The 17,513-nt window shown below is 76.5% G+C and carries 3 protein-coding genes and 2 pseudogenes (1 of these 5 only partly in view); 2 read left to right on the top strand and 3 right to left on the bottom strand.

Annotated features, from left to right (window positions below; all coding sequences use genetic code 11):
* The first annotated feature begins 5 nt into the window (after positions 1-5).
* Positions 6-1,184 (top strand): cytochrome P450, encoded by a 1,179-nt coding sequence (locus tag DFQ13_RS13210; RefSeq protein ID WP_035287525.1) that lies wholly within the window; start codon positions 6-8, stop codon positions 1,182-1,184.
* Between the two features lie 19 nt (positions 1,185-1,203).
* Positions 1,204-1,395, top strand: coding sequence for a ferredoxin (locus DFQ13_RS13205; protein ID WP_035287527.1), 192 nt, complete (start codon positions 1,204-1,206; stop codon positions 1,393-1,395).
* A 160-nt stretch (positions 1,396-1,555) separates the two neighbouring features.
* On the opposite strand, the pseudogene DFQ13_RS13200 reads toward DFQ13_RS13205, so the two are convergent.
* From DFQ13_RS13200 to DFQ13_RS13190, 3 genes and pseudogenes are all read right to left on the bottom strand, one after another.
* A pseudogene (locus tag DFQ13_RS13200) lies at positions 1,556-7,540 on the bottom strand (SDR family NAD(P)-dependent oxidoreductase); the annotation flags it as partial.
* Between the two features lie 61 nt (positions 7,541-7,601).
* Positions 7,602-12,959 (bottom strand): annotated as a pseudogene (locus DFQ13_RS13195) (SDR family NAD(P)-dependent oxidoreductase); the annotation flags it as partial.
* Positions 12,960-13,000: 41 nt separating this feature from the next.
* On the bottom strand, positions 13,001-17,513 hold the 3' portion of the coding sequence (locus DFQ13_RS13190; RefSeq protein ID WP_110080159.1) for a type I polyketide synthase. It continues 23,378 nt past the right edge of the window; only the last 4,513 of its 27,891 coding nucleotides appear in the window; the start codon falls outside the window, past its right edge; the stop codon is at positions 13,001-13,003.

The raw sequence follows: 17,513 nt of genomic DNA, 5'->3' as shown, positions 1-17,513 counted from the left end.
TGCACATGACGGTTTCCGACCAGGAGATCACGGCGTTCCCGGTCCGGGTGCCCGGCGCGCCCTACCCGCCGTGCCCGTACGCGGAGTTCCGCGAGCGGCCCGGCCTGGTCCGCTCGGAGCTGCCGACGGGGAGCAGGGTGTGGCTGGTGACGCGGCACGAGGACGTGCGCGCGGTGCTGACCGACCGCCGGATCAGCTCCAACCCGTCCCGCGAGGGCTTCCCCAGCGTCGCCAGGACCGGCGGCGTGCCGAGCCAGGAGCAGATCCCCGGGTGGTTCGTCGGCATCGACCCGCCCGAGCACGACCGGTTCCGCAAGGCGCTGATCCCGGAGTTCAGCGTGCGGCGGATCAAGGAGTGGCGACCGCTCATCCAGGAGACGGTCGACCGCTGCCTGGACCGGATGCTGGAGCTGGGCGGCTCGGCCGACCTGGTCGCCGAGTTCGCGCTGCCGGTGCCGTCCCTTGTCATCTCCACCATGCTGGGCGTGCCGTTCGTGGACCGGGACTTCTTCGAGTCGCGCACCAGGACGCTGGTGGACCTCAAGGCCAGCACCGAGGACGAGCGCGACCTCGCCGTGCGGGAGCTGCTGCGCTACATCGGCAGGCTCATCGCGCTGAAGCAGAAGCGCCCGGGTGAGGACCTGGTGTCGCGGCTGCTGGCCACCGGCGTGCTCAGCCCGCAGGAGCTGACCGGCGTCATCATGCTGCTGCTGATCGCCGGGCACGAGACCACCGCGAACAACATCGCGCTGGGCGTGGTGACCCTGCTGGCGAACCCCCAGTGGATCGGTGACGAGCGCGTGGCCGACGAGCTGCTGCGCTACCACTCGGTGGCCGACCTCGTCTCGCTGCGGGTGGCGGTCGAGGACGTGGAGGTCGGCGGTCAGCTCATCCGGGCCGGGGAGGGCATCATGCCGCTCATCGCGGGCGCCAACCGCGACCTGGCCGCCTTCGAGCGGCCCGACGAGTTCGACCCGGGCAGGTCCGCGCGCCAGCACGTGGCCTTCGGCTACGGGGTGCACCAGTGCCTGGGGCAGAACCTGGTGCGGGCCGAGATGGACATCGTCTACCGGACGCTGTTCCGGCGGGTGCCGACGCTGGCGATCGACGCCGACGTCGACGCCCTGCCGTTCAAGTACGACGGCACCATCTTCGGCCTGCACGCGCTGCCGGTCCGCTGGTGACCACGAGAGGAGCGGGAACATGAGGATCGATGTGGACTCCGGTCGCTGCGTCGGCGCGGGCCAGTGCGTGCTGGCCGCCCCCGCGCTGTTCGACCAGGACGAGGCGGCGATGGTGGTGCTGCTCAACGGCGAGCCCACGGGCGACGAGGTCGACGCCGCCCAAGAAGCGGAGAACGTCTGCCCGTCCGGGGCGATCACGCTGACCACCTGAGCCGGGCACGGCGAAGCCCCGGTCCCACTCAGGGACCGGGGCTTCGTCGTGCTCGGCTGTCGTGGTCGGGCCGCACCGCGCCGCGCGGCCCACCGGACAGCCACACCGCGGTCGACCGATTCCGGCTCCGATGACGGCCGGTCGACCGCGGTGGGTCACCTCACAGGGTGGCCAACCACTCCTTCACGGCCGCCGCCGTGGCCGGGGAGTCCTGCTGGGCCAGGGAGAAGTGGTCCGCCTCGATGGTCACCACCGCGTCCGCGGGGACCAGCAGCCGCTGCTGCTCGTGCTCGGTGCTCGCGTCGGCGGTGTCGAACAGCGGCCTGGCGCACCGCACCAGCAGGGTCGGGGCCGTGGTCGGCGGGGCGTCCAGGGCGGACATGCGGTTGAGGTAGCGCGCCATGGCCGAGAGCCGGGTGCTGTCCACCGCCACCGACGGCGAGTCGATCTCCTCGGTGAACATCCTGGCCAGCACCTGGTAATCGATGGGGTCCTCCCGGTTGTGCCGCACGCTGAGGGTGTCGAGCATGACCACGCCGTCGGCGCGCACGCCCCACATCTGCTCCAGCAGGCCGGAGACGGCCAGTGCCAGGGCGCCGCCCGAGGAGTGGCCGACCAGGACGAACGGGTCGCCGTCGCCCGCGTGCAGCACGCTCTCCGCGGCGGCCCTGGCGATGGCCAGGGCCGAGGTGGGCAGGCTCTCCCCCGCCGCGAAGCCGACCAGCGGGAGCGCCTGCACCGTGCGTTCGCCCCGGAAGTGGGCGGCGATGCGCGCGTACTGGTGCACCCCGCCGGTGAGCACTGGCGCGCTGAGGCAGATCAGCCTCGGCCCGGTCGGGCCTTCCGCGAGCGTGACCGGCGCGGGCAGCTCGTCCAGCTCCGCGGGGGTGTCGAACTCCGGGCGGAGGTCGGCGATGGCCTTGAGCACCGTCCACCCCCGTTCGATCTTGCCGTCGCGCACGGCGTCGAAGAACATCCGCCCGATCGTGTCGGACGGGGAGCCGCCCGGCTTCGACGCCGACAGGTCGACCTGGCCCGCGAGCTGCCCGCGCAGCCACCGCGCCAGCTCAGCGGGGGTCTTGTGGTCGAACACGACGGTGCTCGGCAGCCGCAGGCCGACCGTGTCGGCGAGGCGGTTGCGCAGTTCGACCGACATCAGCGAGTCGAAGCCGGACTCCAGGAAGTCGCGCTCCGGGTCGACCTCGCTCGCGTCGGCGTGCCCCAGCACGGCCGCCGCGTAGCCGGAGACCAGCTCGTGCAGCACCTCCTCCTGCCCGGTGGGCGAGAGCCCGCGCAGCCGGTCGCGCAGCGTCGTGGTGGACACCTCGGACGCGTCGGCGGCGGTGCGCCGCCGGGGGGCCCGCAGCAGGCCGCGCAGCGCCGGGTGGGTGCCGGGGCCGCCCCGGGCGCCCGCCTTCACCGCCAGCGGCACGAGCAGCGCCTCGTCGGTGGCCGTCGCCGCGTCGAACAGCGCCATGCCCTGCTCGACGGTCAGCGGCGTGGAGCCCGAGTTCGCCATGCGCCGCAGGTCCGCCTGCGACAGCGACCCGGTCATGCCCGCGTCCTGCGCCCAGGCGCCCCAGGCCAGCGACAGCGCCGGGCGGCCCGCGGCCCGCCGTCGGGCGGCGAGCGCGTCCAGCGCGGCGTTGGCCGCGGCGTAGTTCCCCTGCCCCGCGCTGCCCAGGACCCCGGAGATCGACGAGAACAGCACGAACGCGTCCACGTCCCCGGCCAGTTCGTCCAGGTGCCGCGCGGCGTCCACCTTGGGCCGCAGCACCGCCGCCAACCGCTGCGGGGTCAGGGTGGTGAGCACACCGTCGTCGAGCACCCCGGCCGTGTGCACGACCGACCGGACGGGGTGTTCGGCGAGCAGCGCGGCCACCGCGTCGCGGTCGGCCACGTCGCACGCGACCAGCACCACGTCGGCGCCGTGCCCGGTCAGCTCGGCCACCAGCTCCCGCGCGCCGGGGGCCTGCTCGCCGCGCCTGCTCACCAGCAGCAGCTCGCGCACGCCGCGCGCGGTGACCAGGTGCCGGGCGAGCGCGCTGCCCAGGCCGCCGGTGCCGCCGGTGATGAGCACCCGGCCGTGCGGGTCCCAGGTCCTGGGTTCCGGTGCGGCGTCGAAGCGGGCGAGCCGGGCGACAGCGGCGGCGCCGCCGGTGAGCACGGCCTGCGTCTCGCCCTCGGCCAGCAGGGCGGGGGCGGTGGCCACGAGCGCGGCGGACGCGTCGGTGCCGTCCACGTCGAGCAGCAGGAACCGGCTGGGGTTCTCGGCCTGGGCGGCCCGCACCAGGCCCCAGGCGCCTGCCGCCGGGACGTCCGCGCCGGACACCGCGCCGCGGGTGGCGAACACCAGCGGCACGTCGTCGGCGCGCTCGTCGGCCAGCCACGCCAGCACCGACGCGAGCGCGGCGGCCGTGGCCTCCTGCACGGAGTCGCCGGTGATCGGGGCGAGCACGAACTCAGGCTCGGCCGCGAGGACGGTGGCGGCGGTGTCGCCGTAGGCGATGACCTGGCAGCCCGCGCGGACCAGGGCCTCACCGTAGCCGGAGGTGTCGGCACCGAGGACGGCCCAGCGACGACCGGCCACCGGCGCGGTCGGCACCGGGACCCAGTCGAGGCGGAACAGCGAGTCGGACCCGCGGCGCACCGGACCGGCCGCGACCGGTTCGCGCAGCGCCAGCGAGCCCACCGACAGGACCGGCAGGCCCGCGGCGTCCACCGCCGCGACGGACACGGCGTCGCCGCCGAGGGAGGTGACCGCCACCCGCAGCAGCGCCGCACCGGAGGCGTGCAGTGAGACGTCCTGCCAGGAGAACGGGGCCAGCACCCGGCCGTCGGCCTCGGGCAGGAACGCCACGGCCTGCACCACCGAGTCCAGCAGCGCCGGGTGCGCGCCGAACGCGTCGGCGTCGGCAACCGCGTCGGGCAGGGCCACCTCGGCGAACACGGTGTCCCCCGCCCGCCAGGCCGCGCGCAGGCACCGGAACACCGGCCCGTATTCGGCGCCGTCGTAGTGGTGGTCGAGGTCGACGGGTTCGGCGTCGGCGGGCGGCCACGGCACGGTCGCGCCCGCCGGGGCGTCCGCGCCGAGCACACCGCTCGCGTGCGGCGTCCACGGGTCCGCGCCGCCCTCGGGGCGGGAGAACACGTCCACGCGGCGGCGGCCCCGCTCGTCGGCGGGCGCGACCCGCACCTGCACCGCGACCCCGCCCGACTCGGGCAGCGCCAGCGGGGCGGCGATGGTCAACTCCTCGACGGCGTCGCAGCCCGCCTCGTCGGCCGCGCGCAGCGCCAGCTCCAGGAAGCCGGTGGCGGGGAGGGCGACGCCCCCGGCGACGACGTGGTCGGCCAGCCACGGGTGGGTGGCCAGCGACAGCCGCCCGGTGAGCACCAGGGCTCCGTCGTCGGTTCCGTCCTCGTCCGCGAGGGCCACGGCGGCGCCGAGCAGCGGGTGCGCCACGGGGTCCAGCCCGGCCCCGGTGACGTCGGCCGCGCCGGAGCGGGCCCGCGGCCAGTGGCGGGCGTACTGGAAGGCGTAGGTCGGCAGGTCCACCGGCCGGGCCCCGGGCAGCAGCGCCCCGAGGTCCACGGGCACGCCGCGCACGTGCAGCGCGGCCAGCGCGGCGACGGCCGACTCCTCCTCGGGGCGGTCCCCGCGCAGCAGCGGCACCGCGATGGCGCCCTCGACCGCCCCGGGCACCATCGCCGACAGCGTGCCGTCGGGGCCCAGTTCCAGGAAGGTGGTCACGCCGCCGTCGACCATGGCCGCGACCGCGTCGGCGAACCGGACGGGCTCGCGCACGTGCCGCACCCAGTACCCGGGGTCGGTCGGGGCACCGCAGATCAGGCCGGGCGCGGGCTGCGCGAAGGTGACGTCCGCGATGGCGGTGGCGAAGCCGTCCAGCATCGGGTCCATCAGCGGGGAGTGGAAGGCGTGCGAGACCGCGAGCCGCTTGTGCTTCCAGCCGCGCTCGACAGCCACGGCGGCGACCTCCGCGACGGCCGCCGCCGCCCCCGAGACGACCGTGGCCGCCGGGCCGTTCACCGCGGCGAGGGCCGCGCCGTCGGGCAGCACCGCGAGCACGTCGGCCTCCGACGCGGCCACGGCGAGCATCGCGCCGCCCTCCGGCAGCGCCTGCATCAGGTTCGCCCGCGCCGACACCAGGCGACCCGCGTCCGCCAGCGACAGCACCCCGGCCACGTGCGCGGCGACGACCTCGCCGAGGGAGTGCCCGCCGACGAAGTCGGGCGTGACGCCCCAGGACTCCACCAGCCGGTACAGCGCTACCTCCAGCGCGAACAGCGCGGGCTGCGCGCACCCCGTCCGGTCCAGCGCCTCGGCGTCGGTGCCCCACATGACGTCCCGGACTCCGGCGCCCACCGCGGCCACCGCGGCGTCGAAGGCCTCGGCGAACACGGGGTACCGCCGGTACAGCTCGCGGCCCATGCCCAGGCGCTGCGAGCCCTGCCCGGTGAACACGACGCCGAGCCTGCCGCGCGCGGCCGTTCCCGCCACCGCGCCCGGGGCGCTGCCCGCCGTGCTCCACGCCGACAGCGCCGCGGCCAGATCGCCCGCGGTGGTGCCGGTGGCGGCCACCCGGTGTTCGAACCGGCTGCGCCGGGCCAGCGCGACCGCCACGTCCGCCGCGCGCCACCGCGGTTCCCGCCCGACGCGCTGCACCAGCGCGGCCACCTGGTCGCGCAGGGCCGCGGCGGACTTCGCCGACACCACCCACGGCACGACCCCGGCCTCTCCGGTGGGCTCGGGCACCTCGGCGCCGTCGGGGGCCTGCTCCAGGATCGTGTGCGCGTTGGTGCCGCTCACCCCGAACGAGGACACGCCCGCCCGGCGCGGGCGCCCGGTCTCCGGCCACGGCACGGCCTCGGTCGCCAGTTCCACGGCACCGCCGGTCCAGTCCACGTGGGACGACGGGGCGTCCACGTGCAGCGTCCGGGGCACCACGCCGTGCCGCATCGCCATCACGGCCTTGATCACCCCGGCCGCGCCCGCCGCAGCCTGGGTGTGGCCGATGTTGGACTTCACCGAGCCCAGCAGCACCGGCCGCTCCCGGTCCTGGCCGTAGGTGGCCAGCAGGCTCTGCGCCTCGATCGGGTCACCGAGCTTGGTGCCGGTGCCGTGCGCCTCGACCACGTCCACCTCACCGGCGGCGAGACCGGCGCTGGCCAGTGCCTGCTGGATGGCCCGCTGCTGCGACGGCCCGTTGGGGGCGGTGAACCCGTTGGAGGCGCCGTCCTGGTTGACCGCCGAGCCGCGCACGACCGCCCACACGGGGTGGCCGAGCCGCTGGGCGTCGGACAGCTTCTCCAGCACGAACACGCCGACGCCCTCGGACCAGCCGGTGCCGTCGGCGCTGTCGGCGAACGCCTTGCACCGGCCGTCGGAGGCCAGCGCGCCCTGCCGGGTGAAGCCCGCGAACCGCAGCGAGGTCGACATGACCGTCACCCCACCGGCCAGCGCCAGGTCGCACTCCCCCGCCCGCAGCGCCTGGGCGGCCAGGTGCAGCGCCACCAGCGACGACGAGCACGCCGTGTCCACGGTGACCGCGGGCCCCTCCAGGCCGAAGGTGTAGGCCAGGCGCCCGGCGATGGCGCTGGCCGCGATGCCGGTGCCCGCGTGGCCCTCCGAGTCCGCCACGGAGTTGAACACCAGCGAGGCGTAGTCCTGCCCGTCGGTGCCCGCGAACACCGCCGTCCGGCTGCCGCGCAGCGCGGTCGGGTCGATCCCGGCCCGCTCGAATGCCTCCCACGCGGTGTGCAGCAGCAGCCGCTGCTGCGGGTCGATTACCAGGGCCTCCCGGGGGGAAACGCCGAAGAAGCCCGCGTCGAAGTCGGCCACGTCGCGCAGGAAGCCGCCGCGCAGGGTGGCGCTGTGCCCTGGGCCCTCGCCCGCGAGCAGGTCGAGGTCCCAGCCGCGGTCGGTCGGGAAGGGCACGATCCCCTCCCGGCCGTCGGCGACCAGCTCCCAGAGCTGCTCGGGGGTGCTGACGCCGCCGGGGAACCGGCACGCCACGCCGACGATCGCGACCGGCTCGTGGCGGCCGGACTCGACCTCCCGGAGTCTGCGCCTGGTCTGGTGCAGGTCGGCCGTCACCCACTTCAGGTACTCGACCAGCTTGGTGTCCTCGGCCGGTGTGGTGTCCTCGGGCATGGCGGATGGAACCTTCCTGTGCGGGACCGGCGGGTCAGCGCTCGCTCTGCCGACCGAGTTCGTTGTCGATGAAGGCGAAGATCTCGTCGGTGCTGGCCGACGACAGCTTCTCGGTGACGGCCGCGCCGTCGGCCCGCTCGGCGGTGGTGCTCCAGCGGGCGGACAGGCCGTGCAGCCGGGCCGCGATGCCCGCCCGGGTGACCGGGTCGGGGTCGGCACCGGCCAGCGCGGCCTCCAGCCGGTCCAGTTCGGCGACCAGGTCCGGGCCGCGCACCGCGGTGGCGCCGCCGCCCAGCCGGGACAGCAGGTGCCCGGCCAGTTCCGCGGGCGTCGGGTAGTCGAAGACCAGGGTCGCCGACATCCGCAGCCCGGTGACCGCGGCGAGCCGGTTGCGCAGGTCCACCGCCGTCAGCGAGTCCATGCCCAGGTCGCGGAACTCCCGGTCGTCGCCGACGTCCTCGGTCGAGGGGTGGGCCAGCACCGCGGCCACCTCCGCGCGCACCAGGTCGAGCACGAACCGGGTGCGCGCCCGCTCGTCCAGCCCGGCGATCCGGTCGGCGACCGGGACCGCCGGGGCGGTGTCGGCCGCCGTGCGCCGCCGGGGTGCGCGCACCAGGTCGCGCAGCAGCGGGTGCGGCGCACCGGCGCGGGCGCCCTGGCGCACGGCCAGCGGCACCAGCACCGGCTCACCGGTCGCGGTGGCCGCGTCGAACAGCGCGAGGCCCTGCGCCACGGTGAGCGGCGCCGACCCGGAGTCGGCCATGCGCCGCAGGTCGGTCTGGGTCAGCGCGCCCGTCATGCCCGCGTCCTGGGCCCACGGGCCCCAGGCCAGCGACAGGGCGGGCAGGCCAGCCGCGTGCCGCTTCCTGGCCAGGGCGTCCAGGGCGGCGTTGGCGGCGGAGTAGTTGGCCTGCCCGGGGCTGCCCAGGGTGCCCGCGACGGAGGAGAACAGGACGAACGCCTCCAGGTCGGCGGTCAGCTCGTGCAGGTTGCGGGCCGCGTCCACCTTGGGCCGCAGCACGGTGTCGAGCCGCTGCGGGGTGAGGGCGGGAACGGTGCCGTCGTCCAGGACACCGGCGGTGTGCACCACGGCGGTCACCGGGTGCTCGGCGGGCACCCCGGCCAGGACCCCGGCCAGGGCGTCGCGGTCGGCGGCGTCGCAGGCGGCGATGGTGATGTCGGCGCCGTGCGCGATCAGCTCGGCCTCCAGTTCCCGCGCCCCCGGGGCGTCCGGGCCGCGGCGGCTGACCAGCAGCAGGTGCCGCACCCCGCGCTCGGCGACCAGGTGCCGGGCCAGGTGCGCCCCGAGCCCGCCGGTGCCGCCGGTGATGAGCACCGTGCCCGCGCTGTTCCACTGGGGCGCGGGCGCGTCCCCGGTGAACCGGGCGAGTCGGGCCACGCGCACACCGCTGTCGTCCAGCACCGCCTGCGTCTCGCCCTCGGCCAGCAGCCGAGGGGCCACCGCGAGCAGCGGCCACGCACCGGCCGCCGCATCGAGCAGCAGGAACCGGCCGGGGTTCTCGAACTGCGCGGTGCGCACCAGCCCCCACACACCCGCCGCCGGGAGGTCCGCACCGGACACCGCGCCGTCGGTGACGAACACCAGCGGCACGTCGTCGGCGCGTTCGTCGGCCAACCAGTGCTGCACCAGCTCCAGCGCGGCGGTGGTGGCGGCCAGCGCGGAGTCGCCCGTGATCGGCGCGAACACCGCGTCCGGCCGGGTGTCCAGCGCGCTGTCAGCGGTGTCGTGGCGCACGGCGCCGGGCAGGCCGCCCGGGTCCGCGCCGAGCACGGCGAAGCGGCGGCCCGCGACCGGCGCGGCCTCGAACGGCGTCCAGTCCACCCGGAACAGCCAGTCCGGGCGCCGGGCCGCGTCCTCGGCCGAGGGCGCGCGCAGCACCAGCCTGCCCGCGGTCACCACCGGCAGACCCGCCGCGTCCACCGCCTCGATGCCCACGGCGTCGGTTCCCGCGTGGGTCAGCCGCACGCGCAGCGCCGTGGCGCCGGTGCGGTGCAGGGCCAGGTCCTCCCAGGAGAACGGCAGCACGCCGCGACCGCCGTCGGGTGAGTCCACCCAGCCCACGGCGTGCAGCACGGCGTCCAGCAGCGCCGGGTGGATGCCCAGCCGGTCCACGCCGCGCGCCGGGGCGGGCAGCGCCACCTCGGCGAACACCTCGCCGTCGCGCCGCCACACCGCGCGCAGGCCCCGGAAGGCCGGTCCGTAGTGGCCGCTGTCGTAGAAGTCGGTCAGGTCGACCGGGTCGAGGCCCGGTGGCGGCCAGGCCCCGGCCGCGAAGTCCGGGGTGCTCTCGCGGGCGCCGGTGCCCAGGGTGCCGGTGGCGTGGCGCACCCACTCGCCGCCGTGCTCGGCGTCGCGCGAGTGCACGCCGATGGCCCGCCTGCCGTTGTCGTCGGCGGCGCCGACGCGCACCTGGACGGCCACCCCGCCGTGCCGGCGCAGTTCCAGCGGCGCGGCCAGGGTCAGCTCCTCCACCAGGTCGGCGCCCACCTCGTCGCCCGCGCGCAGGGCCAGCTCGGCGAACCCGGTGCCGGGGAACAGGACCCGGCCGGAGATGACGTGGTCGGCCAGCCACGGCAGGGTCGCCAGGGACAGCCTGCCGGTCAGCACCGCGCCGCCGTCGTCCGCCAGGTCCACCGTGGAGCCGAGCAGGGCGTGGCCGAGCGCGGCCTGCCCGACGGCGGCGGCGTCGCCGGTGCCCGCGGACTCCGACCAGAACCGGTCGTGCTGGAAGGCGTAGGTGGGCAGGTCCACCGGCCGGGCGCCCAGCGGCCCGAAGAACGCGGGCCAGGTGACGGCCTCGCCGCGGGCGAACAGCCCGGCCAGCGCGGCCACGGCCGTGGTCTCCTCGTCGCGGCCCGCGCGCAGCACGGGCACGGCGGTGACCGGGTCGGGCGCGGCGTCGCCGACCATCGCGCACAGCGTGGCGTCGGGACCCAGTTCCAGGAAGGTGGTCGCCCCCGCGACCAGCAGCGCCCGCACGCCGTCGCCGAAGCGGACCGGTTCGCGGACGTGGCGCACCCAGTAGCCGGGGTCGCGGACCAGCCCCGGTCCGGCCACCGCGCCGGTCACGTTGGACACCAGCGGGATCTCCGGGTCGCCGAACCCGATGCCCGCCACGGCGGCGGCGAAGTCCGCCACCATCGGGTCCATCAGGGGTGAGTGGAAGGCGTGCGAGACGGTGAGCCGCTTGTGCTTCCAGCCGCGCTCGACCGCGGTGCCCGCGATGCGCTCGACGTCGGCCGCGGCGCCCGCCACGACCACCGCGCGCGGGCCGTTGACTGCGGCGATCGACACCGAGGGCACCAGCAGCGGCGTGACGTCCTCCTCGGTGGCGGCCACCGCGAGCATCGCACCGCCCCCGGGCAGCGCACCCATCAGCGTCGCCCGCGCGGCCACCAGGCGGCAGGCGTCGGGCAGGTCCAGCACACCGGCCACGTGCGCGGCGGTGATCTCGCCCAGCGAGTGGCCCGCGACCAGGTCGGCGCGCACCCCCCAGGACTCGACCAGCCGGTACAGCGCCACCTCCACCGCGAACAGCGCGGGCTGCGACCAGTTCGTGGCGTTGAGGGCGTCCGCGTCCGAACCCCACATCACCTCGCGCACCGGACCCGGCAGGTGCCGGTCCAGTTCGGCGGCCACCTCGTCGAAGGCCGCCGCGAACACCGGGAACCGGGCGTGCAGACCGCGACCCATGCCCAGGCGCTGCGAGCCCTGACCGGTGAACAGCACGGCCAGCCTGCCCGGCCGCCCCGCGGTGCCGGTCACCACACCGGGCGCCGCGTCGCCCGCGACCCAGGCCGCCAGCGCCCCGGCCAGCTCGGCGCTGTCGCGCCCGACGACCACCGCCCGGTGCTCCAGCGCGGACCGGCCGGTGGCCAGCCCGACCGCCACGTCGGCCGCGGCCGGCGCTCCCGCCCCGACGTGCCGCACGAGTCGGGTGACCTGGTCGCGCAGCGCGGGCAGCGTGCGGCCGGAGACGACCCACGGCACGACCGCGTCCGGGCTTTCCTCGCCGGGGACCTGGTCCGGGGCCTGCTCCAGGATGGTGTGCGCGTTGGTGCCGGAGATGCCGAACGAGGAGACCGCGGCCCGGCGCGGGCGCCCACGGTCCGGCCACGGCACCTGCTCGGTGAGCAGTTCCACCGAGCCCGCCGACCAGTCCACGCGCTCGGACCGGTTCTCGGCGTGCAGCGTCTTGGGCAGCAGGCCGTGCCGCATCGCCATGACCACCTTGATCACACCGGCGACCCCGGCCGCCGCTTGGGCGTGGCCGATATTGGACTTGATCGAGCCCAACAGCAGTGGGGTCTCCCGGTTCCGGCCGTAGGTGGCCAGCAGGGCCTGGGCCTCGATCGGGTCGCCGAGCGAGGTGCCGGTGCCGTGCGCCTCGACGGCGTCCACGTCGTCCTCGGTCAGCCGCGCGTTGGCCAGCGCCGCCCGGATCACCCGCTGCTGCGAGGGGCCGCTGGGGGCGGTGAACCCGTTCGACGCGCCGTCGGAGTTGACCGCCGACCCGCGCACCACGGCGAGCACCCGGTGGTTGTTGCGGCGCGCGTCGGACAGCCGCTCCAGCAGCAGTACCCCCACGCCCTCGGCCCAACCGGTGCCGTTCGCCTCGTCGGAGAACGCCTTGCAGCGCCCGTCCGGGGCCAGCCCGCCCTGCCGGGAGAACTCGACCAGCGCGCCGGGGGTGCTCATCACGTTGACCCCGCCCGCCAGCGCGAGCGAGCACTCCCCCGCGCGCAGGGCCTGCGTGGCCGAGTGCAGCGCCACCAGCGACGACGAGCACGCCGTGTCCACGGTGACCGCGGGTCCCTCCAAGCCCAGGGTGTAGGCCAGGCGCCCGGACATGGCACTGGCCGCGATGCCGGTGCCCACCTCGCCGGTGCTCTCGGCGGCCGACCTCACCACCAGGTAGGCGTAGTCCTGCCCGTTGGTGCCGACGAACACCCCGGTCCGGCTGCCGCGCAGCGACACCGGGTCGATGCCCGCCCGCTCCACGGCCTCCCACGAGGTCTCCAGCAGCAGCCGCTGCTGCGGGTCCATGCCCAGCGCCTCCCGGGGGGAGATGCCGAAGAAGCCGGGGTCGAACTCGGCGGCCCCGGGCAGGAAGCCGCCCAGCAGCGTCGTGGCGCCGTCCCCGGCCAGCCCGCCCACGTCCCAGCCGCGGTCGGCGGGAACGGGTGCGATGGCGTCCCCGCCCGCGGCGACCAGGTCCCACAGGTCCTCCGGGGAGGACACGCCGTCGGGGTAGCGGCACGCCATCCCCACGATGGCGATCGGGTCGGTGGCGGCCGAGACCAGCCGCTGGTTCTGCGCGCGCAGGCGCTCGGTCTCCTTCACCGCCGTGCGCAGCGCCTCGACGAGCTTGTCGGTGGTGCCTTTCGGTGCGGTCACCGGGATTCTCCTCCCTAGTCGAGCGTCAGGTCGGACGAGCCGTTGAGCGCGGCCTGGACCAGGTCGTCCACGTCCATGTCATCGACGGCGTCCACGCCGTCGTGCGGGCGGGTGTCGTCCGCCGGTGCACCGCCGCGCCCGGCGAGCTGCAACAGCGGCTCCAGGACGCCGATCTCCCGCAACTGGCCCAGCGAGACGGAGGAGAGCACCGCGCGGACCGCGGCCTCGTCGCTGTCCTGCGCGCCGGTCGCCGCGTGGCCGTTCCCGTTCTGGGCGGCGCCGTTGTCGCCTGCCCCGCTCAGCCCCAGCTCGGCCAGCAGGTGGGCGGCCAGCGCCGAGGGGGTCGGGTGGTCGAACACCAGCGTCGAGGGCAGGCTCAGCCCGGTGGCGGCGGTGAGCCCGTTGCGCAGCTCCACCCCGCTGAGCGAGTCGAACCCGAGGTCCCGGAACGCCTTGTCCGGGCCGAGCAGTTCGGTGTCGGCGTGGCCGAGCACCGCGGCCGCGGTGTCGCGCACCAGCTCCAGCACCTCCTCCCGGCGCCGGGCCGGGGCCAGGCCAGCCAGGCGGGACGGCAGCGGCGGCGCCTCCTGGGCGGGCACGGCGGGCGCCTCGACCTGGGCGCCGGGCAGCTCGCCCAGCAGTGCCCGCAGCCGGGACGCGGTCGGGCCGCGCAGGAACTCCGCCGCCGACACCCGCGCCACCAGCGCGGTGGCCGCGGGCTCCGCGACGAGCTGGCGCAGCGCCACGACGGCCCGCTCCGGGTCCATGGCGGCGATGCCGCCGCGCCGCGCGCTGTCGTCGGCGCGCCCGCCCGCGGCCATCCCGCCGCCACCCCAGGCGCCCCAGGCGATGGAGGTGGCGGGCAGGCCCAGGGCGCGGCGCCGCTCGGCCACGGCGTCGAGCACCGCGTTGGCGGCCGCGTAGTTGGCCTGCCCCGGGTTGCCCACGGCGCCGGAGGCCGAGGAGAACAGCACGAACGCGCCCAGGTCGAGCCCGTGGGTCAGCTCGTCCAGCAGCAGGGCCGAGGTCACCTTGGCGCGGAACACCGCCTGGAAGCGTTCCGGGGTCAGCGAGTCCAGCACGCCGTCGTCGAGCACGCCCGCGGTGTGCACGACCGCGCTGAGCGGCTGTTCCGCCGGGATGCCGTCGAGCAGCGCTGCGAGGTCGGCGCGGTCGGCGACGTCGCACGCGACGATCGTCACCGCCGTGCCCAGCGCTTCCAGTTCCGCCCGCAGCCCGGCCGCGCCCGGCGCGGCCTCGCCGCGTCGGCTGGCGAGCAGCAGGTGCGGCACACCGGCCGCGGCGAGGGACCGGGCGACGTGCGCGGCCAGCGCACCGGTGCCACCGGTCACCAGCACCGTGCCGCCCGGCGTCCACAGCCGGTCCGGGTCGGTCGCCGGGGCCTGCACCAGGCGGCGGCCGAACACCGCCCCCGGCCGGACCGCGACCTGGTCCTCACCGCCCGCCCCGGTCAGCGCACCGGGCAGGCGCGCCGCCGTGTCGGCGTCGAGCGACGGCGGCAGGTCCACTAGACCACCCCAGCGGTCGGGGTGTTCCAGGGCCACGACCCGCCCGAGCCCCCACACCGCCGCCTGCACGGGGTGGGCGGGCGGCTCACCCGCGTCCACCGAGACCGCGCCCCGCGTGGCGGACCACAGCGGCGCGGTGCTGCCCGCGTCGCCGAGCGCCCGCACCAGTGCCGTGGTCAGCAGCACCCCGGAGGGCACCGAACCGGTCATCGCCTCGTCCAGCGCCAGCAGCGAGAGCACCCCGGTGAACGGCCCGCCGGTCGCCCGCAGCCGCTCGGCCAGCCGTGCGTGGTCGGTGTCGTCGACCTCGAGGCGGACGACGTCCGCGCCGAGGGCGCCGGTCACCGCCTCCACCCACGCGTCGCCCGCCCACCCGGTGGGCAGGGCCACGAGCCACGTCCCGCCCGGTGCGACCTGGCGCCTGCCCGCGAGCGGGCGCCACGCGATCCGGTGCCGCCAACTGTCCACGGTGGCCTGTTCGTTCCTGGTCCGCCGCCAGTCGAGCAGCTTCGGCATGACCGCCGCCAGCGCGTCGCCGTCGACGTCGAGCAGCGACTCCAGGGCGTCGAGGTCGGTGTTCTCCACGGCCGCCCAGAACCCCGCGTCCTCCCGCTGCCCGGTCGGGGCGGCGGGCGCACCGGTGGCCTCCGGCCAGAACCGCTCGTGCTGGAACGGGTACGTGGGCAGGTCGACCCGCCGGGCACCGGGGTGCACGGCCGCCCAGTCGACGCGGACACCCCGGGTGAACAGGGTGCCCAGGGCCGCGGCCAGCGCCGCGTCCTCGTCCCGGTCGCGCCGCAGCGCGGTCACCGCGACCGGTCCGGTGCCGTGCACCGCGATGGTGTCCTGCGCCATGGCGGTGAGCACGCCGTCCGGGCCCAGTTCGAGGAACGTCGTCACGCCGCGGTTCAGCAGGGTGCGCACGCCGTCGGCGAACCGGACGGCGTCGCGGACGTGCCGGACCCAGTACGCCGGGTCGGTGATCCGCTCCGCCTCGACCACGTCGCCGGTCAGCGCCGAGACCAGCCGCGTCGCCGGGGCCCGGTAGGTCACCCGCCGGGCGACCCGCTCGAACTCGGCGAGCATCGCGTCCATGTGCGGGGAGTGGAAGGCGTGGCTGACGTTGAGCGCCTTGGTCTTGCGGCCCAGCGCGGTGAAGTGCGCGGCCACCGCGGCGGCCTCGGCGGCGTCACCGGCGATGACCACAGCCTCCGGGCCGTTGACGGCCGCGATGGACAGCCCCCCGGTGAGCAGCGGGACCACCTCGTCCTCGGTGGCCCGCACCGAGACCATGGCGCCGCCCTCCGGCAGGGCCTGCATGAGCCGCCCGCGGGCGGTGACCAGCGCCGCCGCGTCGGCCAGGGAGAACACCCCGGCCACGTGGGCGGCGGCCAATTCGCCGATGGAGTGGCCCGCCAGGAAGTCCGGCCGCACCCCCCACGACTCGACCAGCCGGTACAGCGCCACCTCCAGCGCGAACAGCGCGGGCTGGGTGAACTCCGTGCGGTCCAGCGCGCCGTCCCCGCCGTCCCAGACGACCGGGCGCAGCGGCCGGTCCAGGTGCCGGTCCAGTTCGGCGACCACCTCGTCGAAGGCCGCGGCGAACGCCGGGTGCAGCTCGTGCAGGCGGCGGCCCATGCCGACCCGCTGCGCGCCCTGGCCGGTGAACAGGAAGGCCACCGCCCCGCTGCCCGCCCCGCCGGTGACCACGGCCGCCGACCGGGTGCCGCCCGCCAGGGCGGTGAGCCCGGCCCGCAGCCCGTCGGCGTCGGCCGCGAGCACGGCGGCGCGCTGGTCGAACGCGGTCCGGGTGGTGCCGAGGGACAGCGCGAGGTCGGGCAGCGCCGGTGCGCCCGCGTCGAGCACGCCGAGCACGCGCCGGGCCTGCTCGCGCAGCGCGGCACCGGTCACCGCGGACAGCGGCACCGCGACCACGCCCCGGGGGCGCGCCACGACGGTGTCCGACTCGACGGCGTCCGCAACGGTGGCGTCCGCCGTGACCGGCGGTGCCTGCTCCAGGATCACGTGCGCGTTGGTGCCGCTGGCGCCGAAGGCGGACACCGCGGCCCGGCGCGGCCGGTCCACCGCGGGCCACGGGGTGGCCTCGGTGAGCAGTTCCACCGCACCGGCGGACCAGTCCACGTGCGCGGACGGGGTGTCCGCATGCAGGGTCCCCGGCAGCAGCCCGTGCCGCATGGCCAGGATCATCTTGATCATCCCGGCCACCCCGGCCGCGGCCTGCGTGTGCCCGATGTTCGACTTGACCGAGCCCAGCAGCAGCGGCCGTTCGCGGTCCTGCCCGTAGGTGGCCAGCAGCGCCTGCGCCTCGATCGGGTCGCCCAGCCTGGTGCCGGTGCCGTGCGCCTCGACGGCGTCCACCTCCGCCGGGGTGAGCCCGGCGTCGGCCAGCGCCCTGCGGATGACCCGCTGCTGCGCCGGACCGCTGGGCGCGGTCATGCCGTTGGAGGCGCCGTCGGAGTTGATCGCCGAGCCGCGCAGGACCGCCAGCACCTCATGGCCGTTGCGGCGGGCGTCGGACAGCCGCTCCAGCACCAGCATCCCCACGCCCTCGGCCCAGCCGGTGCCGTCGGCGGCGTCGGAGAACGCCTTGCACCGGCCGTCCGGGGACAGCGCCCCCAGGTCGGTGAACTCGATGAAGTTCACCGGCGTGGACATCACCGCCACCCCGCCCGCCAGCGCCAGGTCCGTCTCACCGGACCGCAGCGCCCGCGCGGCCAGGTGCACCGCGACCAGCGAGGACGAGCAGGCCGTGTCCACCGAGACCGTCGGCCCCTCCAGGCCGAAGGTGTAGGCGAGGCGACCGGAGAGCAGGCTGGCCGACTGGGCGGTCTGCCAGTCGCGGCCGTCGGCCGAGGGCCGGTAGTCGCCGCTGATGCCGCCGACGTAGGCGCCCGTGCCCGTGCCGCGCAACCCGGTCGGGTCGACCCCGGCGCGTTCCAGCGCCTCCCACGCCGACTCCAGCACCAGCCGCTGCTGC

This window comes from Actinokineospora spheciospongiae (genome assembly GCF_003182415.1).
GTDB lineage: Bacteria > Actinomycetota > Actinomycetes > Mycobacteriales > Pseudonocardiaceae > Actinokineospora > Actinokineospora spheciospongiae.
This window is presented reverse-complemented; position numbering and strand designations above follow the sequence as displayed.

Coding starts and splice junctions, on each gene's coding strand:
- DFQ13_RS13210 (WP_035287525.1), top strand. CDS start 6: ATGACGGTTTCCGACCAGGAGATCACGGCGTTCCCGGTCCGGGTGCCC.
- DFQ13_RS13205 (WP_035287527.1), top strand. CDS start 1,204: ATGAGGATCGATGTGGACTCCGGTCGCTGCGTCGGCGCGGGCCAGTGC.